The following is a 19453-nucleotide window of genomic DNA, read 5'->3' as shown; positions in this document are numbered from 1 at the left end:
GCGTATACTGCACCGCAAAAGCGCGACGTAGGCTCTGCGTAGGTCTTGCGAGCGGCAGGACAATGCGTGCGGGTGAACCGCTTCGCGTGAGGAGTTCGAGAGTGGCAGGGCGGCAGCGGATCGACCGCGTCAGGCGCCAATACAACCAATGGGTCGCCAACCAGACGTTGGAGGACTATGCGCTCCGTTTTACGGCCAAGAGCGCGCGGCGCTGGTCCGCCGCCCGCGTCGCCAACACGGCGCTGGGCGCGATCTCGTTCCTCGCACTTGAGGCGATCGGCGGCACCATCACCTTGAACTATGGCGTCACCAACGCGACCGCCGCGATCCTGGTCGCCAGTGTGATCATCTTCTGCTGCGGCCTGCCGATTGCCTACCATGCGGCCAAATGCGGCATCGACATCGACCTGCTGACCCGCGGCGCCGGCTTCGGCTATATCGGCTCGACCATCACCTCGCTGATCTACGCGTCGTTCACCTTCATCTTCTTCGCCATCGAGGCGGTCATCCTGGCTTCGGCGCTGGAGATGTGCTTCGGCATTCCCCGGCCGATCGGCTATCTCATCAGCGCCGTCGTCATCATCCCGCTCGTCACCTACGGCATCACCCTGATCAGTCGCTTCCAGCTGTGGACACAGCCGCTATGGGTCGTGCTGCACATCCTCCCCTTTGCCGCGATCGCCTATGCCAGCCCGCACTCCTTCGTCGAATGGCAGCAGTTTCCCGGCGAGCACGGCGATCCCATGGGCCATCTCGATCTGGCGCTGTTCGGGACCGCCGCGGCGGTCGTGTTCTCGCTGGTCGCCCAAATCGGCGAGCAGGTCGACTTCCTGCGCTTCCTGCCGCGTGACCGCCGCACGTCCAAACGGTCGTGGTGGATCGCGCTGTTGTCGGCTGGCCCCGGCTGGATCGTGCTCGGGGCACTGAAGCTGCTGGCAGGCTCGTTCCTCGCCTTCTTCGCGCTGAGCCACGGAGTCTCCGCCGACCACGCAGCCGAACCCGCGCACATGTATCTGGAGGCGTTCCGCTACGTCTTGGCCCGGCCGGACCTGGCGCTTGCATTGACCGGCACCTTCGTGATCGTCTCCCAGATCAAGATCAACGTCACCAACGCCTATGCCGGCTCGATCGCCTGGTCGAACTTCTTCTCGCGTCTGACGCACAGCCATCCGGGGCGCGTCGTGTGGCTCGTGTTCAACGTCGTCGTCGCGCTGCTGCTGATGGAGATCGGCGTCTACAAGGCGCTGGAGCAGACGCTGGCGCTGTACTCCAACATCGCGATCTCCTGGGTCGGCGCTCTCGTCGCCGACCTCGTGATCAACAAGCCGCTGGGCCTGCGCCCGCCGCAGATGGAGTTCAAGCGCGCCCATCTCTACGACATCAACCCGGTGGGGGTCGGCGCGATGACGATCGCGACGATCGTCTCGATCAGCGCCTTCTATGGCCTGTTCGGGCCGACCGGAAAGGCGCTGTCGACCTTCGTCGCGCTCGGCGTCGCGCTCGTCACCGCGCCTGCGATCGCCTATCTGACCGACGGCAAATACTATCTGGCACGCAAGCCGAAGCGGAGCTGGCAGAACATCGAGCAGATCCAATGCTGCATCTGTGAGCATCACTTCGAACCGGAGGATACCGCCTCCTGCCCGGCCTATGCCGGTCCGATCTGCTCGCTGTGCTGCTCGCTCGATGCCCGCTGCCACGACCTGTGCAAGCCGCACGCGCGGGCCCAGGCTCAGGTCGCAGCGGCGCTCAGCGGCATGCTGCCAGAGTCGTTGCTGGCCAAGTTCAACTCGCAGCTCGGCCATTATGTCGGTGTATTTCTGACATCGGCCGGGCTCGTCGCGCTGACGCTCGGCATGATCTATCTGGAGACGTCGGCGGCGCTGCCGGGCTTCAAGGGCATCATCTCCGATGTGCTGTGGAAGGTGTTCTTCGCCCTCTCCATCATCATCGGTGTCGTGACGTGGCTGTTCGTACTGGCCCAGCAGAGCCGCCGTGCGGCCGAAGACGAGACGCGGCGGCAGACCCAGCTGTTGATTCAGGAGATCGAGGCGCACAAGCGCACCGATGCAGAGTTGCAGCGCGCCAAGGAAGTTGCGGAATCAGCCAATCTCGCCAAGAGCCGCTATGTGGTCGGCCTCAGCCATGAGCTGCGCTCGCCGCTGAACGCGATCTCCGGCTATGCGCAACTGCTCGAGCAGGACACGAGCCTCGCACCGAAGCCGCGGGACCAGGTTCGCGTCGTCCGCCGCAGCGCCGATCATCTGTCCGGCCTGATCGACGGCATTCTCGACATTTCCAAGATCGAAGCCGGGCGGCTGTATCTGTCGCGCGACGAGGTCCGTCTCAGCGAATTCCTGGATCAGCTCGTGGGCATGTTCCGATTGCAGGCCGCGGCGAAAGGCGTCGACTTCGTGTTCAAGCGGCCGGCGGTCCTGCCGCTGGTCGTCTATGCCGACGAGAAGCGGCTGCGCCAGATCCTGATCAACCTGCTGTCGAATGCCATCAAATTCACCGGGGAAGGCAGCGTCCAGTTCGTCGTGCACTATCGGAGCCCGGTGGCCGAGTTCGAGGTGATCGACACCGGCCCGGGCATCCAGCCCGACGATCTGGAACGCATCTTCGCGCCCTTTGAGCGCGGCGCGCTCGGGGTTGCGCAGCCGCAGACAGGTACGGGGCTCGGCCTGACGATCAGCCGTCTGCTCGCCGGCGTCATGGGCGGCGACATCAAGGTCGTGAGCAAAGTCGGCGCCGGCAGTACGTTCAAGGTCAAGATCCTGCTGTCCGAGGTGACAAACCCGACGCGGCATGCGCCGGTGAAGGCGCCGGTGGCCGGCTATCGCGGGCCGCGCAGGACGATCCTGATCACTGACGATGATCCTGTGCATCGCGACCTCCTACGCGAAGTGCTGACGCCGCTCGGCTTCATCCTGCTGAGCGCGCCCGACGGTCCCGCCTGCCTCGCGCTCGCACAACACTGCCAGCCGGATCTGTTCATTCTGGACATCTCGATGCCCGGCATGGACGGCTGGACAGTGGCCGAGACCTTGCGCAACAGCGGTCATCATCAGGCCCGGATCCTGATGACATCTGCGAGCGCGCTCGAAGCGCACGGCCGGCCGTTGGCGCAACCCTTTCACGACAGCTACCTGATGAAGCCGATCGACATCCCAAGGCTGCTGGAGGCGATACGTCAATTGCTGAAGCTCGAATGGAGCTACCAGACCGACACGCCCGTGGCCCCGCCACGCTGGCGGCCGGACACCGGATCCCGGCCGCCGCTCAAATATGTCGAAGAGCTGATGAGCCTCGGCCAGATCGGCTACATCAGGGCCATTCAGCTCAAGCTCGACGAGATCCGCAACGCGCATCCCGAGCATGCCGACTTCGTCGCCCAGATGCGCACGCTCATCGACCGCTTCGATCTCGATCAGTACATGGCAACTCTGAAGACCTTGCACGCCTATGAGCATTGACAGCAAGAAGCGCGACGTCGCTCTGGTCGTCGACGACTCGCCGGAGACGCTTCGGCTGCTGACGGACGCGCTGGATGGGGCCGGCATGACCGTCATGGTTGCGCTCGATGGCGCCGCGGCCATGCGCATTATCGACCAGATCACGCCGGACATCATCCTGCTCGATGCGGTCATGCCCGGCATGGACGGCTTCGAGACCTGCCGCAAGCTCAAGCGCGAGACAGGCCTCTCCAACGTCCCCGTGATCTTCATGACCGGGCTCGCCGACACCGAGCACATCGTGCAGGGACTGGAGGCCGGCGGCGTCGACTACGTCACCAAGCCGATCGCCGTCTCGGAGATGCTGGCGCGCATCCGCGTGCATCTCGCCAACGCCCGGATGACGCAGAGCGCGCGCGCCGCGCTCGACGTCTCCGGTCGCTTCCTGCTCGCCGTCAACCGCGAGGGACGGCTGATGTGGGCGACGCCGCAGGCCCAGAAGCTGTTGTCGGACAGTTTTGGCACGGCGGAGGAGCTCGTGCTGCCGGAAGCGCTGCGGCTGTGGCTGGATCAGGCGCAGAACGGCAAAGGCGGCGCCAAGGCCGCCGCTTCGATTCCCGATCATCCCGAATTGCGCCTCTACTATATGGGGGGAGCCGGGCCCAACGAGTTCCTGCTGCGGCTCGCCAAGGAGTCCTCCGGCGAGCTGCCCAAGCAGTTCTCCAGCGCGTTCGGTCTCACCACGCGCGAGGGCGAGGTGCTGTCATGGCTGTCCAAGGGCAAGACCAACCGCGACATCGCGCAAATCCTGGGACTGAGCCCGCGCACCGTCGACAAGCACCTCGAGCAGATCTACGCCAAGCTCGGCGTCGAGAACCGCACCGCCGCCGCGGCGATCGCGACCGGTGTGGCGCGGCGGGAGAATTGAGGCGAGCCGAATCGCGCGTCCCTACAAGACTGTCGTCCCGGGCAAGCTCGGCGACGCGGAGCGTCGACGGGCGCCGACCCGGGACCCATACCGCGTGATGTGTCTTGAGGCAGGACGAAAGTTGACGTTGTGCCCAGCACACCTGCCGGTGGCTATGGATCCCCGCTTTCGCGGGGACGACGCCGTCTTTGGAGCGGCACACCGGCCGTTAAAAGCTCACCCGTACACGAACGCCGGATCGTCCAGATCGATCGCAGGAATCTGGTCCTTCTCGCTCCAATAGTCCTGGCTGTGCTGCCACTCCGGCTTGTCGCCGCGCTTGGGCAGCAGATGCATGTTGCGCATCATGTAGCCGGGGTTGAAGTTCTCCGGGTCGATCCATGGCAGCAGCGGCATGTTGTGATCCTCCGGGCGCAGCGCCGGCACGACCTTGCTCACACCTTTTTCTTTCATGTGCGCGAGCAGGCGGCACACGAAATCCGCGACGAGGTCCGTGCGCAACGTCCAACTGGCGCGGAAATAGCCGAACACCCAGGCCAGGTTCGGCACGCCGGTGAACATCATGCCGCGATAGGTCACGGTGTCAGCGAAGTCGAGCGGCTTGCCGTCGATCGTAAACGCGATGTCGCCGAGCACGCAGAGATCGAAGCCGGTCGCGGTGATGATGATGTCGGCCTTGAGCTCGTCGCCGGACTTCAGCTTGATGCCTGTCTCGGTGAACCGCTCGATCTCGTTGGTCACAACCGAGGCCTTGCCGCTCTTGATGCCCTCGAACAGGTCGGCATCCGGCACGAAGGCGATACGCTGCCGCCACGGGCGGTAGCTCGGGGTGAAGTGCTTGGCCGTATAGTCGGGTCCGAGGATGGCGCTGATCTGGCCGATCAGCTCCTTCTTCACCTGGTCGGGCTCGGTCAGGCAGCGCTTGGTGAACCAATCCTGTTCGAACAGGATCTTGCGCCTGACGATCTCATGGATCCATTCCTCCTTCACCTGCAGTCTCCGCAGCTCCTCGGCCAGCTCGATCGCATTGCGGCCAACGCGGAAGTAGGTCGGCGACCGCTGCAGCATCGTCACATGCGCGCATTGGCCGGCGATCGAGGGCAGGATGGTCGCGGCCGTCGCACCGGAGCCGATCACCACGACCTGCTTGCCCGTGAGATCGATATCCTCGGGCCACAACTGCGGATGGACGATGCGGCCCTTGAACTTCGCCATGTCCGGCCACTCCGGCGTGTAGCCCTTTGAGTGTCGGTAGTAGCCCTGGCACATCCAGAGAAAATTCGTTGTAAAGGTGACGGGCTCGTGATCCCTGCCCTTCACCGCTTGGACCGTCCAGAGACTGGTCGCGCTCGACCAACTCGCGGACAGGATGAGGTGGCCATAGCGAATGTGGCGGCCAAGGTCGTTCTCCTCGATCACGTCGCCCATGTAGTTGAGGATCTCTTCCGCGGTCGCGATCGGCGGCCCGACCCATGGCTTGAAGCTGTAGCCGAACGTATGCAGGTCGCTGTCGGAGCGGATGCCGGGATAGCGGTGCGTCCGCCAGGTGCCGCCAAAGCTGTCCTGGCTCTCCAGGATCACGAAGCGCTTGTCGGGCATCTGCTTGGTCAACTGATAGGCGCTGCCGACACCGGAGATGCCGGCGCCGACGATCAGCACGTCGAAATGTTCGGTCGCGTGAGAGGACGCGGCCTCCCGGATGGGCGCGATGACGTTCATGGGAGTCCCTGGGCTTTGGTCTTGATGTTGTTTCCTCGCGCGACAGGCTGAACCCGATCACGACGATGGTCAACCCGCGACCGCGAGCCGCAACCCAGCCCTGAACGATCTCAATTTCCGCTGAGCGGCATGCCCCATTGCCGCGCGGTCTGTGCGACCCAATCGCGATATAGCGTGAGCGGCGTGACGCCGGTCATGCCGCCGCAGCCGTCGCCGAGATTCGGTCCGGTCGACCATGAGATGACGCCGATCAGCACCTGACCTTGCGGCTGCGTCTCGAAAGCAGGCCCGCCGGAGTCGCCGGTGCAGCCGCCCAATCCGGGCCGCACGCCTTGCGTCGCCGGATCGACGAGCCGGATCTGCAGCGTGCCCGGTTTGCCCGTCGCAACCAACGCCGCCCCGCGCACCATGCCGCCGCTCTTTCCGTCGCCTGGGACAGCGACACCGATCCCTGCGACCGTGAACGCGTTGCCGGCGGCAAGCGGCGGCTGCGGCACGCCAAGCGCCGCTGGCACGCGCTCTTTCACGGGCACCTCCAATTCCAGCAGCGCGACATCGGCGGTGGCGCGATGCGCCACGATGGCCTGCACGCTGAAGCTCGGATGCACCGCCACCCGTCGGACCGTCTTGAGAACCGGCTTGCGGTCACGATCGTATTCCACGATGCGGTAATCGAGCCCCGGCTGCACGCAATGTCCGGCGGTCAGCACGAGCTTCGGGGCAATCAGTGCGCCGCTGCAAAAATTGCCGCGCGAGCCGACGATCGTGACCACGGAGCGGCCGATGCCGTCATTCAGCGCCGGCGCGTTGCCGACGATGGCAAGGATTGGCGATGGCGCCAGCAGGACGGCGGCTGCAATGATTGCGTGAGACGGCTTCATCGCGGCAGCAATAGCGGCTGCGGCCGATATCGCCAAGTGCGGCGTCCCATGCTAGCGATCATCCGGGGATCGAACGAGGATGGGACTGACATGGTCGAGGCGGTGATCTTTGATTTCGGTGGCGTCATGACGACATCGCCGTTCGAGGCCTTCGCGCGGTTCGAGAAGGAGCGCGGCTATCCCGTCGACATCATCCGCAACACCAATGCTGCCAATCATCTCGAGAACGCCTGGGCGAAATTCGAGCGCGCCGAGATCGACCTCGACACTTTCGACCGGCTGTTTGCGGAGGAGTCGCTGGCGCTCGGCGGCGCAGCGGTCAGCGGGCGCGAGGTGCTGCCGCTGCTCGCCGGCGATCTCCGGCCCGGCATGGTCGAGGCGCTCCGCCGCATCAAGGCGGAGTGCAAGACCGGCTGCATCACCAACAATCTGCCAGCGAACGCAATCGGCAGCCAGGGCGGCCGCTCGTTCTACGTTGCGGAGGTGATGGCGCTGTTCGATCACGTGATCGAATCCGCCAAGATCGGCCTGCGCAAGCCCGATCCGCGGATCTACCGGATGATGACCGAGACGCTCGGCGTCAGCCCCGCGGACTGCGTCTACCTCGACGATCTCGGCGTCAACCTGAAGCCGGCGCGCGAGATGGGCATGACGACGATCAAGGTCGTGAGCGCGTCGCAGGCGATTACGGAGCTGGAAGCCGCGACGGGACTGCGCCTGCGCTGATCGTCATTGCGCGGCGCTTTTGCGCCGAAGCGAGCCGGAGGCTTCGCGGGATTCTGGATTGCTTCCGCCTTCGCCCTTTGGGCTTCGGCGGACACGTCGCTGCGCTCGCAATGACGAGGATCTCAATAGTTCGTTTGTTTCGCCCGCTCGGGAAATGCGGCCGCCAGCGCCGCTCCGTCAGCCTGCAGCACGCCGCGCTCCGTGATCAACCCCGTCACCAGCCGTGCCGGGGTGACGTCGAAGCCGTAGTTCGCAACCGGCGAGCCCGGCGGAACGATGCGCACGGTCTCGATGCGACCGTCGGCGGTGCGACCCGTCATCTCAGTGACCTCCTGCGCGCTGCGCTGCTCGATCGGGATCTGCCGTCCCTCGGCAACGGCGAAGTCGATCGTCGGCGACGGCAGCGCGACATAGAACGGCACACCATTGTCATGCGCGGCCAGTGCCTTGAGATAGGTGCCGATCTTGTTGCAGACGTCGCCATTGGCGGCGACGCGGTCGGTGCCGACGATGGCGAGATCGACCATCCCATGCTGCATGAGATGGCCGCCGGTGTTATCCGGGATGACGGTATGCGCCACGCCGTGATGCCCGAGTTCCCAAGCGGTCAGCGAGGCGCCTTGATTGCGCGGCCGTGTCTCGTCGACCCAGACATGGATCGGAATGCCGCGATCGTGCGCAAGATAGATCGGCGCGGTCGCCGTGCCCCAATCGACGGTCGCAAGCCAGCCGGCATTGCAGTGGGTCAGCACGTTCACGACTTCGCCCGGCTTCTTGCGCGCCGCGGCCGCCTCGATCAGCGCGAAGCCGTGCGCGGCGATGCCCTGGTTGATCGTGACGTCCTCGCCGGCAATGTCGACGGCGCGGGAATAGGCCGCATCGCGACGCTCCGACGGCGCCAGCCGGCGCAGCATGGTGCTCATCGTGTCGAGCGCCCATTTCAGGTTGATCGCGGTCGGCCGCGTCGCGATCAGCATCTCGTAGGCGCGGTCGATGCCAGGATCGGAGCGGTCGTCGCGCATCGCCAGCGCCATGCCGAACGCGGCGGTGGCGCCGATCAGCGGCGCACCGCGGACCAGCATGCCGCGGATCGCGTCCGCCGCCTCCTCGCATGTCGTGATCTTCGCCACCACGAACTCGTGCGGCAATCGGCGCTGATCGATCGCGCAGACCGACCAGCCGTCGGAGTCGAGCCAGATGCTGCGATAATGCCTGCCGTCCACCTTCATGTTCGATCCCCCCTCAACCACGCAAGATACGGCCTGCGACCGCATCGAGCTTCTTCAGAAGCTCGGGATCGCGCGCCTCCGGCGCAGTGATCAAGGCGGTGTCGAGCGCTCGGTCGGAGCCGATCGGGCACGGTTCATGCTCGCGCGGAAACTCCCGGGCGAGCCGCGCCACCAGCGATTTCGCCCTGTCGGCGTTGGTGGTGAGCACGCGAATGATATCCTGCACGGTGACGGCGTCGTGATCCGGATGCCAGCAGTCGAAGTCGGTCACCATCGCGACCGTCGCGTAGCAGATCTCGGCCTCGCGGGCGAGCTTCGCCTCCGGCATGTTGGTCATGCCGATGACCGAATAGCCTGACGCCTTGTAGGTCATGCTTTCGGCATAGGTCGAGAATTGCGGCCCCTCCATGCAGACATAGGTGCCGCCGCGCGCGATCGCGATGCCCTCGGCCTCGGCCGCAGCCGCGAGATGAATCCGCAACCGCGGTGAAACCGGATGCGCCATCGAGACGTGGGCGACACACCCCCTGCCGAAGAACGAGCTCTCGCGCTTGTAGGTGCGATCGACGAACTGATCGACCAGCACGAAGGTGCCCGGCGGGAGCTCTTCCTTGAACGAGCCGCAGGCCGACAGCGACACCAGGTCGGTGACACCAGCACGCTTCAGCACGTCGATATTGGCGCGGTAATTGATGTCGGACGGGGACAGCCGGTGTCCCTTGTCATGGCGCGGCAGGAACACGATCGGCAACCCCGCAATGGTCCCCCGGCGCACCGGCGCCGACGGCTCACCCCACGGGCTCACGATCACCTCTTCGCGGGCATCTTCCAATCCCGGCAGATCATAGATGCCCGAGCCGCCGATAATGCCAAGCACAGCCTTCGTCATGACGTCCCCATCTCCAGCGGAGACGAGAATGCCAGCTTTGCGGCGAATTGAAAACAGCGACGCGGTGATCCGCGGGGCGTGGCAACTGGGTCAGGCGGCCTTCGCTGCCGCCAACTGATCGCTCACCAGGCGCTCCAGCGTTGCGATGGACTGGAAGTTCTCCGGCGTGATCAGCTCCTGCGGAATGGTGAAATCGAACTCCGCCTCGATCGCCAGCATCAGGTTGACCATGTCCATCGAGGTCAGCCCGACATCGACGAGCTTGGCATCCGCCGCCACGTCGGCGGCCGTAGAATTCTGCGCGAGGATATCACGCACGAGCGCCACGATCCTGCGACTGACATCGACATCGAAACTCGGCATGGGGTCCTCTTCACTCGCGACTTGTTCCGGCGCGTCGGATCTGATCGACGCACGCGCAGGGGAGATAACGCAATTCGGCGTCGAAAGAGTTACGCCGCATCCCCATTCCAGTCTGAACTCGTCTTAACGCTAACGGCTTGGTCCAAAATTCTCGGATCGAACCAACCGGAAATTAACCCCCACCCGTCGATTGCGCGGCGTTTACCCTGAATTTCGTCGACGCATTTGAATCAAATCCATACCCTGCGTTGCAGCCCAGAGAAGGCGCAGCGCATCGGCCTGCTACTGCGGATGCGCGTGCCGCTCTCTCAAAGAGACAAGATCCGGAGTATCGATCGACCATGACTCTCCAGGGAACCGCGCTTCGCAACCCGATCCCCGACGACGGCGACAGCCTCCTGCTCGATCGCAGCTCCTTATTCGTCCAGCGGACCGCCGCTGTTGCGACGCAGGCCGCGGCGGAAGCCGAAGAGGTCGACCGTGACGGCCGCTTCCCGAAGGCCGCGATCGATGCGGCACGCGAGCACAAGCTGCTCGGGATGCAGATACCCGTCGAGTTCGGTGGCTTCGGCGCCTCGATCCACGACATTGCCGACGTCTGCTATGCGCTCGGGCGCGCCTGCGCCTCCAGCGCCATGATCTTCGCCATGCACCAGACCAAGGTCGCCTGCCTGGTTCGTCACGGCCGCGGCAATCCCTATATGGAATCGCTGATGCGCCGGATCGCCGCCGAGCAGCTGCTGATGGCCTCCTCCACCACCGAAGGCCAGAACGGCGGCAATATCCGCGCGAGCGCCGCGGCAGTCGGCCACGAGGGCGAGCGAATCACGCTCAACCGCGATGCCACGGTCATTTCCTATGGCGCTGAAGCCGATGGCCTCGTCACGATCGCCCGCCGGGCCGATGGCGCTGCCGCGTCCGATCAGGTGCTGCTGGCGCTGACGAGGGACGACTACACGATCGCGCGCACGCTCGGCTGGGAAACGCTGGGCATGCGCGGCACCTGCTCGACCGGATTCGCGCTCGAGGTGAGCTGTCCCTCCGACCGCATGTTCACCGAGTCCTATGATCGCATCCACGGCCAGACGATGACGCCGTTCGCACATCTGTGCTGGTCGTCGGCCTGGGCCGGCATCGCTGCGGCTGCCGTGGAGCGCGCCCAGCGCTTCCTGCGCAAGGCCGCACGCGGCGCCGGCGGACAGATGCCGCCGGCAGCTGCGCATTACACCGCGGCGAAGATGGCGCTGGCCCGGCTGCGCGCAATGATCGTCACCAACATGGATGCCTTCGTCGCCCACGAATATGACGAGCGGGCGCTGAGCTCGCTCGACTTCCAATCCTCGATCACGCTGTTGAAGGTGCAGGCCTCGGAACTTGCCGTCGAGACCGTGATGCACGCCATGCGCGCCTGCGGCCTCTCGGGTTATCGCAACGACGGCGAGTTCTCGATCGGCCGCCACCTCCGAGACGTTCTGTCGGCGCCGATCATGATCAACAACGACCGTATTCTCACAAACATTGCCACGGCCAACTTGATGAGCACGGTACCGACCTCGCTCCATGAATGATCACGCCGATCGCAGCCATTGCCTCCACTCAGGATTTGCAGAATGACGATTCCCGTTCTCCCGCAGTCGCCCGAGATTGCGCCCCAGCCGGCCGATGCACTGGATCATTTGACCGGCGCCCTGTTCCATCGCATGGGGGCAGATGGCGTCTATGCGCGGACCGCGCTGTATGAAGGCGTGGTGGAGCGGCTCACGACGCTCATCACGCGACATCGCGAGCCCGGCACGGAGGTCATGCGCTTCCCACCGGTCATGAGTCGCGCCCAGCTCGAGAAGTCGGGCTATCTCAAGAGCTTTCCCAACCTGCTGGGCTGCGTCTGCGGCTTGCACGGCACCGAGCGGGACATCCACGAGGCCGTGGCACGTTTCGACAAGGGCGGCGACTGGACCACCTCGCTGTCGCCGGCCGACCTCGTGCTGTCCCCCGCGGCCTGCTATCCGGTCTATCCGATCGCGGCGAGCCGCGGCGCCCTGCCGGTCGGCGGCCTGCGCTTCGACGTCGCGGCCGATTGCTTCCGCCGCGAGCCGTCGCGTCATCTCGACCGCCTGCAGTCGTTCCGGATGCGCGAATATGTCTGCATCGGCACGCCCGACGACGTCTCGGCATTCCGTGACCGCTGGATGGTGAAGGCGCAGGCGATTGCCCGCGATCTCGGCCTGTCGTTCCGGGTCGATCACGCCAGCGACCCGTTCTTCGGCCGCGTCGGCCAGATGAAGGCGGTCAGCCAGAAGCAGCAGGCGTTGAAATTCGAGCTGCTAGTGCCGCTGCGCTCGGAAGAGCAGCCGACCGCCTGCATGAGCTTCAACTATCACCGCGAGCATTTCGGCACCACCTGGGGCATCGTCGACGCCGATGGTGCACCGGCGCACACCGGTTGCGTGGCCTTCGGCATGGATCGCCTCGCGGTCGCGCTATTCCACACCCACGGCATCGATCCGACGCGCTGGCCGTCGCGCGTACGGGAAGCGCTGCAGTTCGAGCGCCAGGCAAGCACCGTCGGCTGACGCCACGAAGCCGCCGTCGAGGGATCGGCAGAACATCTCATGGGCGCGCCCAAGCCGCCGATCCGATGCCGCGAGATCGGAGACTCCGATCTGGACGCGATCACCGATCTCTTGACACGCGGCTTCCCCCGGCGGCCCCGCGGCTATTGGTCGAGCGGCCTGCAGTGGCAAGCCGCGCGCCCGACGCCCGACGGCTATCCACGCTACGGCTATCTGCTCGAGCAAGACGGCAATGCGGTCGGCGTTTTGCTCGTCATCTACAGCGATCGCGGCACGCCTGCGGAGCCGCAGATCTGGTGCAATCTGTCGAGCTGGTATGTCGAACCTGCCTTTCGCAACTACGCGACGATGCTGACGAGAATCGCACAGCGTCGGCCGGAGGTCACTTACGTCAATATCAGCGCCGCAAGGCAGACCTGGCCGATCATTGAGGCGCAAGGATTTCGCGCCTATTGCAGCGGCCTGTTCTTTTCGATGCCGACGCTGTCGCTAGCTGGCCTCAGTTCGCCGGTTGAGAAGGTCAGGGCAGACGCCCGCACCGTGGATGGCGTTCCGTCGGATGAGGCCGAATTGCTGATGCGCCATGCGCGCTATGGCTGCCTCAGCGTGGTGGTGCGATCGACGGCGGGCCCCGTTCCGCTGGTGCTGCAGAAGGTCCGCATCCGGCAGGGACGCTTCGCATTGCCTGCGATGCAGCTGATCTACTGCCGCAGCATCTCCGACTACGTTTCCTGCGCCGGTACCGTCGGCCGCCTGCTGCTGCGTCGCGCCGCCGTTTCTGTCATCATCGACGCTAACGGGCCGATTGACGGTCTCGTCGGCATCTACACCGAGCGGCGCGGCCGGAAGTACATCAAGGGACCGCAGCCGCCGCGCCTCGGCGATCTCAGCGACACCGAGCTGCCGCTGTACGGCCCCTAGCTCAGGCGGCTACCCTGACCTCATGCGCATAGTCCCAATACAGCCGGCGCGCACGGCTGAACACCGGACCGATCGGCAGCGTCCGCTCGTCGATGCGAATGACCGGTGCGACCTTGGCGAAATTGCCCGACGAGAAGATCTCGTCGGCGGCCAGGAAGTCCGCATAGCGCAGCGTGGTCTCGACCACGCTGACGCCGTCGGCTCGCAGCAGCTCGGCCACGCGCTGGCGGGTGATCCCGTTGAGAAACGTGCCGTTCGGCACCGGCGTGAACACCACGCCGTCCTTGACCATGAACACGTTGGCATTGCCGAACTCGGCGACGTTGCCGAGCAGATCGAGCATCAGGCAATTGTTGAAGCCGCGCGAGGCCGCCTCGATCAGCGCGCGCGAATTGTTCGGATAGAGGCAGGACGCCTTGGCATCGACCGGCGCGCACTCGGCGGTCGGCCGCCGGAACGGCGACAGCGTGATGGCGTTGCCCGTCGGCTGCGGCATCGGCGCTTCATAGATGCAAAGGCACCAATTGGTGGTCTCGGGATCGAACAGGACACCGCCGCCGGCGCCATGCTGCGCCCAGTACATCGGGCGGATGTAGAGCTCGGCTCTCGCTCCGAACCGCGCGATCCCCTCCCGCGCCAACCCCATCCAGGTCTCGACGTCCACCACCGGCTTGAGCCGGAAATTGATCGCGGACTGATTCACGCGCGCGCAGTGGCGATCGAGATCTGGCGTCACGCCTTCGAATGCGCGTGCGCCGTCGAACACGGTCGACGCGAGCCATGTCGCGTGGGTCCGGACGCCCATGATCGGCGCATTGCCCTCGCGCCATTCGCCGTCGAAGAAGGTCCAGGTCTGCGAGTAGCTGACAGGCTTGACGATGTGGGTCATGGCGGCGCTCCCGTTCGGCATCGATCGTGTCTGCACTTCTGGCGTGAACATTTTAAGGATTTCCCCGTCGCGACCTGCTGCTCACGATCGATTCACTGCTGATGGGCACAATGCCCGATGCCTTGGTTAACTGGAGCTGTCATGCCGCTCGACCCTCGCGCCCAGCGCCTGCTTTCGATGGTGGCTGCCGCTGTGCCGGAAAGCCAGGAGCGTCCGGCCCCCGCGCAGCGGCGGCAGTCGCTCGCCAAGCTGATGCAATTCGCGCGCAACGACTGCGGCGCCGTCATCACGCGGGACGGCAATTTCTCCGGGCCCTCCGGGCTGCTTCGTTATCGCCTGTATACGCCTGCAGCAGGCCCGGATGATACTGGGGCGCCCTTCCCCGGCTTCGTCTACTTTCACGGCGGCGGTCTCGTGGCAGGCAGCATCGACACGCACGACAAGGTCGCCGCCGCGCTTGCCGCCGCCTCCGGCTGTCGGCTGCTCTCAATCGACTACCGCCTCGCGCCTGAGCACAAGTTCCCCGCAGCGATCGAGGATGCGATCGCGGCGGTTCACTTCGCCATCGATCGCGCGGCCGCGCTCGGCATCGACGGCGGTCGGATTGTGATCGGCGGCGATTCCGCGGGCGCCACGCTCGCCGCCGCCGTTTGTCAGCAGGCCGTCGGCAGCACCGATCTCAGGATCGCGCTGCAGTGCCTGATCTGTCCAGTGCTCGATTTCTCCAATTTCTGGCCGTCGCGCGAGCTGTTCGGGACCGGCCACCTGATCGACAGGGCGACCTGGCAGGCCGACCTCGCCGACTATCTGGTTGGCGAGGTCGATGTCGCCAATCCACTGATATCGCCGTTGTGCCGTGAGACGCTGGCTGGGCTTCCCCCCGCTGTGATCCACACCGCGGAATTCGACCCGATGCGTGACGAGGGCAGTGCCTACGCGGCACGGCTCGCGGAAGCTGGTGTCACGGTCGCGCATGTCTGTCACAACGGCATGGTCCACAATTTTCACGCGCTCGGTGCGATCCTGCCGCAGGCCAAAGCAGCACTGGATCTGGTCGGACAGCAAATTCGGTCCCTCCTCCCGGTCCCAACCGCACGCTAATTCGAAGCTTATCGGCCACACATCGTTAGGGTTATTTCGTCGTTCTTGTCGCGAATTATTGCCCGCTTTACGCCTGCGCTCCTACAACGACACCCTCGCGGAATACGTGCAACCTGCATTGTGGACGGATGCGGGAGTGGAGATCGCCGATGCGCAATGAGACGATTGCAATCCACGCCGGCTATGAACCGGAGGCGACCACCAAGGCCGTCGCGGTTCCGATCTATCAGACCGCCGCCTACGCCTTCGACAGCGCCGATCACGGCGCCGCGCTGTTCAATCTCGAAGCCGAGGGCTACCGCTACAGCCGTATCTCCAATCCGACCACGGCGGTGCTCGAGAAGCGCGTCACCGAGCTCGAGGGCGGCGCCGGCGCGCTCGCCGTCGGCACCGGGCAGGCTGCGCTTCACTTCGCATTCGTCAATCTGGCCGATGGCGGCGGCAACATCGTCTCGGTGCCGCAGCTCTATGGCACCACGCACACGCTGCTCGGGCACATCCTGCCGCGCCAGGGCATCACCGGGCGCTTTGCCGAAAGCGATGCGCCGGATGCCATCGAGCGTCTCATCGACGAAAACACCAAGGCCGTGTTCGCCGAGACGATCGGCAATCCTGCCGGCAATGTCTGCGACATCGAGGCGCTGGCGAAGGTTGCGCATCGCAACGGCGTGCCGCTGATCGTCGACAACACCGTCGCAACACCGATCCTGCTGCGGCCGTTCGATTACGGCGCCGACATCGCGGTGCATTCGCTGACCAAGTTTCTCGGCGGTCATGGCACGACGCTGGGCGGCATGCTGGTCGACAGCGGCAACTTCCCCTGGAAGGATCATGCCGACCGTTTTCCCGCCTTCACCCAGCCCGACGCGTCCTATCACGGGATGGTCTACACCGATCATTTCGGCCGCAGCGCCTACATCCAGCGCGCGCGCAGCGTCTATCAGCGGACCATGGGTGCGGTGCTGTCGCCGTTCAATGCCTTCCTGCTGCTGCAGGGCATCGAGACGGTCGCGTTGCGCATGGAGCGCCACGTCGAGAATGCGCGCCAGGTCGCCAAATTCCTGCGCAACGATCCGCGCGTAGAATGGGTCAACTACGCCGGCTTCGCCGACAGCCGCTACTACCCTCTGGTCCAGAAATATCTCGACGGCCGGGCGTCGTCGCTGTTCACGTTCGGGATCAAGGGCGGCATGGAGGCAGGCAAGGTGTTCTACGACTCCCTGAAGCTCGTCACGCGGCTGGTCAATATCGGCGATGCGAAGTCGCTGGCCTGCCATCCCGCATCGACCACACATCGGCAGATGCCGCCGGACGACCAGCGCAAGGCGGGCGTCCTCCCCGAGACGATCCGGCTGTCGATCGGCATCGAGCATGTCAGCGACATCATCCAGGATCTCGACCAGGCGCTCGCCCAGGCCTGCCCTCGCACGCGTCAGTTGGATGCGGCGGAGTAGAGCGATCAGCCGATGACCATGCTGTTCGACCGACATCGCAGGATCGCGAGCCCTGCCCTCGCGCCCGCCGAGTTCGACGACCGCGGAGGGCGCCCGATCGAGCTTTCGATCGGCCTCGTCAACAACATGCCGGACAGCGCCCTGAAGGCGACCGATCTCCAGATCGCCCGCCTGCTGCAGCAGTGCGCGCCGCAGCACGTCCGCATCCGCCTGCACTGCTTCTCGCTGCCCTCCATCTTGCGCTCGCAAGCGGCCAGGAGCCACGTCGCCCAGTCCTACGCGGACATCGGGTCGCTCGATCGGCTCGGCATCGACGGCCTGATCGTGACCGGCGCCGAGCCTGTCGCCGCGACATTGCGCGACGAACCTTATTGGTCGGACCTCACCTCCGTGATCGACTGGGCCAGAACCAATACGCGCTCGACGATCTGGTCGTGTCTCGCGGCCCACGCGGCCGTGCTGCACCTGGACGACATCGAGCGGCAGCGGCTTGCGAGCAAATGCTCCGGCATCTTCGACTGCGTGAAGGTCCAGGACGACTGGCTCACGCACGGCATCCATTTGCCGCTTCAGGTGCCGCACTCCCGCCTCAACGCCGTCAACGAGCCGCTGCTGGCGGAGCGCGGCTACGACATCCTGACGCGGTCGGAGGAGGTCGGCGTCGACATTTTCGCGCGCTCGACGCCGAGCCGGTTCGTGTTCTTTCAGGGCCATCCCGAATATGACGCGCTCTCCCTGCAGCGCGAATACATGCGTGACATCGCGCGCTTTCTCGCCGGGCAGCGCGACGACTACCCGCGGCTGCCGAAATCCTATTTCAGCGCCGAGAGCGAGGCGGTGCTCAACGCGTTCGAGTGGCGGGCCAAGGAAAGGCGCGACCCGACGCTGGCGGCCGAACTCCCGGGATTGACGCTGCGGCCCGATCTCGCCGCCGAAAGCGCCGCCCAGACGCTGTTCAGGAACTGGATCGGCCATCTCGGGCAAACCGGATAGCGCCAAGGCCCGCCTTTCATCGGGGCGATCGCGCAATCGCGCGCTATCTGTTAGATTGGCACGACACACTTCGCCTGCAAGGTTCCGATGGCCCGACGCACCGGCAGCGCCGATCTTCCGCTCCATTCCGGACGCGTCCCGGCCTGGCTCGGCACGCGCATGGCCTCGCTCGGCGCCATCATCACCCAGGCGATCGTGCATCATTACGGCCGCGACGAATTCCTGGCGCGGATGTCGCATCCGTTCTGGTTCCAGTCGTTCGGCGCCGTCATGGGCATGGACTGGCATTCCTCCGGCATCACCACCAGCGTGATCGGCGCGCTGAAGCGCGGGCTGAAGCCGCTGTCCGGCGAGCTCGGCATCTTCGTCTGCGGTGGCCGCGGCGAGCATTCGCGCAAGACGCCCGACGAGTTGCGCCTGCTCAGCGACCGGCTCGGCCTCGACGGCGAGGAGCTGGTCCGGACCAGCAAGCTCGTCGCCAAGGTCGACAGCGCCGCGGTGCAGGACGGCTTCGACCTCTATCTGCACGGCTTCTTCGTCACATCGGACGGCAAATGGACCGTGGTGCAGCAGGGCATGAATGGCGACGCGCGCCAGGCCCGGCGCTACCATTGGCATTCGCAGCAGCTTGCGAGCTTCGTCGACGCGCCGCACAGCGCCATCGATGGTCCCGCCCAGGGCGAGATCGTCAACCTCACCGACAAGCGCGCCGCGCCGTCGCGCGACGCCCAGCTCGAGCTGCTCACCGATCTCGGCCCCGACCGCGTCGTCACGGAGTTCGAACGGCTGAGCACGCCGGAGCCCGCCCAGGGCCTGCTGCCGCATCTTGTCATGCCCGCGCATCACGACGTCAGGCCGAAGGACGTGTTCGCCCGCCGGCTGCACGGCACGCTCGCGGCTGCCGCCGAGCGCGGCCCGGTCGACTTCCCCGACCTTCTGCTGACGCCGGGCGTCGGCGCCCGCACCGTGCGCTCGCTCGCCATGGTCGCCGAGGTCGTGCATGGCGCGCCGTATCGATTCAGCGACCCGGCACGGTTCTCGCTGGCGCATGGCGGCAAGGACCGGCATCCCTATCCGGTGCCGATCAAGGTCTATGACGAGACCATCCGCGTGCTCAAATCGGCCGTCGGCAACGCCAAGCTCGGCCGCGACGAGGCACTGTCGGCGCTGAAGCGGCTCGACGACCAGGCCCGCCGGCTGGAGCGCATCGCGACCGGCCCCTCGCTCGATGCCCACATCGCGACCGAGCGCGCCGCCTCGCCAGAGCTCGACGGCCGTTCGGTGTTCGGCTGGGAGCGCGACCTCATCCAGCGCACCGGCGAGGCATAAGGC

General features: G+C 65.5%; 16 protein-coding genes. 10 read left to right on the top strand and 6 right to left on the bottom strand.

The features are described 5' to 3' along the window. Positions 1–101 precede the first annotated feature (101 nt). Together QX121_RS11790 and QX121_RS11785 are read left to right on the top strand one after the other, a co-directional pair. Complete coding sequence (locus tag QX121_RS11790; protein WP_315811995.1) at positions 102–3476, top strand: ATP-binding protein; 3375 nt, start codon at positions 102–104, stop codon at positions 3474–3476. Next, positions 3466–4383 carry a response regulator transcription factor gene (locus tag QX121_RS11785; RefSeq protein WP_315811994.1) on the top strand — a complete coding sequence of 306 codons (918 nt, stop codon included), beginning with the start codon at positions 3466–3468 and terminating at the stop codon, positions 4381–4383. The genes QX121_RS11790 and QX121_RS11785 overlap by 11 nt, the downstream gene beginning before the upstream one ends. Before the next feature lie 216 nt (positions 4384–4599). Here the strand turns inward: QX121_RS11785 and QX121_RS11780 are convergent, their stop codons facing one another. After that, a complete protein-coding gene (locus QX121_RS11780; RefSeq protein WP_315811993.1) occupies positions 4600–6102 on the bottom strand; it encodes an NAD(P)/FAD-dependent oxidoreductase in 1503 nt (500 codons plus the stop codon). Between the two features lie 110 nt (positions 6103–6212). Next, a complete protein-coding gene (locus QX121_RS11775; protein ID WP_316227616.1) occupies positions 6213–6983 on the bottom strand; it encodes a S1 family peptidase in 771 nt (256 codons plus the stop codon). A 90-nt stretch (positions 6984–7073) separates the two neighbouring features. Between QX121_RS11775 and QX121_RS11770 the strand changes: the two genes are divergently transcribed. Next, positions 7074–7709, top strand: a complete 636-nt coding sequence (locus QX121_RS11770) for an HAD-IA family hydrolase (protein WP_315781390.1) — start codon at positions 7074–7076, stop codon at positions 7707–7709. Between the two features lie 122 nt (positions 7710–7831). Here the strand turns inward: QX121_RS11770 and mtnA are convergent, their stop codons facing one another. The 3 genes from mtnA to QX121_RS11755 all read right to left on the bottom strand — a co-directional run bounded on the left by mtnA (position 7832) and on the right by QX121_RS11755 (position 10190). Beyond that, positions 7832–8938, bottom strand: coding sequence for an S-methyl-5-thioribose-1-phosphate isomerase (gene mtnA, locus QX121_RS11765; protein ID WP_315778503.1), 1107 nt, complete (start codon positions 8936–8938; stop codon positions 7832–7834). Positions 8939–8951: 13 nt separating this feature from the next. Further along, entirely contained in the window at positions 8952–9827 is an 876-nt protein-coding gene (locus QX121_RS11760; protein WP_315811992.1) for an S-methyl-5'-thioadenosine phosphorylase, read from the bottom strand. A 90-nt stretch (positions 9828–9917) separates the two neighbouring features. Continuing rightward, a complete protein-coding gene (locus QX121_RS11755; protein ID WP_315811991.1) occupies positions 9918–10190 on the bottom strand; it encodes a phosphopantetheine-binding protein in 273 nt (90 codons plus the stop codon). Between the two features lie 341 nt (positions 10191–10531). Between QX121_RS11755 and QX121_RS11750 the strand changes: the two genes are divergently transcribed. The 3 genes from QX121_RS11750 to QX121_RS11740 are packed head-to-tail and all read left to right on the top strand — an operon-like array spanning position 10532 to position 13684. Continuing rightward, positions 10532–11758 (top strand): acyl-CoA dehydrogenase family protein, encoded by a 1227-nt coding sequence (locus tag QX121_RS11750; protein WP_315811990.1) that lies wholly within the window; start codon positions 10532–10534, stop codon positions 11756–11758. A 42-nt stretch (positions 11759–11800) separates the two neighbouring features. After that, positions 11801–12763 carry an amino acid--[acyl-carrier-protein] ligase gene (locus QX121_RS11745; protein WP_315811989.1) on the top strand — a complete coding sequence of 321 codons (963 nt, stop codon included), beginning with the start codon at positions 11801–11803 and terminating at the stop codon, positions 12761–12763. Between the two features lie 39 nt (positions 12764–12802). Next, positions 12803–13684, top strand: a complete 882-nt coding sequence (locus QX121_RS11740; protein ID WP_315811988.1) for an acyl-CoA acyltransferase — start codon at positions 12803–12805, stop codon at positions 13682–13684. Between the two features lies 1 nt (position 13685). On the opposite strand, the gene QX121_RS11735 is transcribed toward QX121_RS11740, so the two are convergent. Continuing rightward, positions 13686–14573: a branched-chain amino acid aminotransferase gene (locus QX121_RS11735; protein WP_315798750.1), complete on the bottom strand. Its 888-nt coding sequence runs from the start codon at positions 14571–14573 to the stop codon at positions 13686–13688. Between the two features lie 141 nt (positions 14574–14714). On the opposite strand from QX121_RS11735, the gene QX121_RS11730 reads away from it, so the two are divergent. The 4 genes from QX121_RS11730 (at position 14715) to QX121_RS11715 (ending at position 19450) form a co-directional block, all read left to right on the top strand. After that, the gene (locus QX121_RS11730) at positions 14715–15674 is read left to right on the top strand and encodes an alpha/beta hydrolase (protein ID WP_315811987.1); all 960 of its coding nucleotides are present in this window, start codon (positions 14715–14717) and stop codon (positions 15672–15674) included. A 149-nt stretch (positions 15675–15823) separates the two neighbouring features. Then, positions 15824–17128, top strand: coding sequence for an O-acetylhomoserine aminocarboxypropyltransferase/cysteine synthase family protein (locus QX121_RS11725; protein ID WP_315811986.1), 1305 nt, complete (start codon positions 15824–15826; stop codon positions 17126–17128). 12 nt (positions 17129–17140) lie between these two features. Next, positions 17141–18121: a homoserine O-succinyltransferase gene (locus QX121_RS11720; protein ID WP_315811985.1), complete on the top strand. Its 981-nt coding sequence runs from the start codon at positions 17141–17143 to the stop codon at positions 18119–18121. 87 nt (positions 18122–18208) lie between these two features. Next, the gene (locus QX121_RS11715) at positions 18209–19450 is read left to right on the top strand and encodes a DUF763 domain-containing protein (protein ID WP_315811984.1); all 1242 of its coding nucleotides are present in this window, start codon (positions 18209–18211) and stop codon (positions 19448–19450) included. Positions 19451–19453: the final 3 nt, after the last annotated feature.

This window comes from Bradyrhizobium sp. SZCCHNR2028 (genome assembly GCF_032380995.1).
In the GTDB taxonomy this organism is placed as follows: Bacteria; Pseudomonadota; Alphaproteobacteria; order Rhizobiales; family Xanthobacteraceae; genus Bradyrhizobium.
This window is presented reverse-complemented; position numbering and strand designations above follow the sequence as displayed.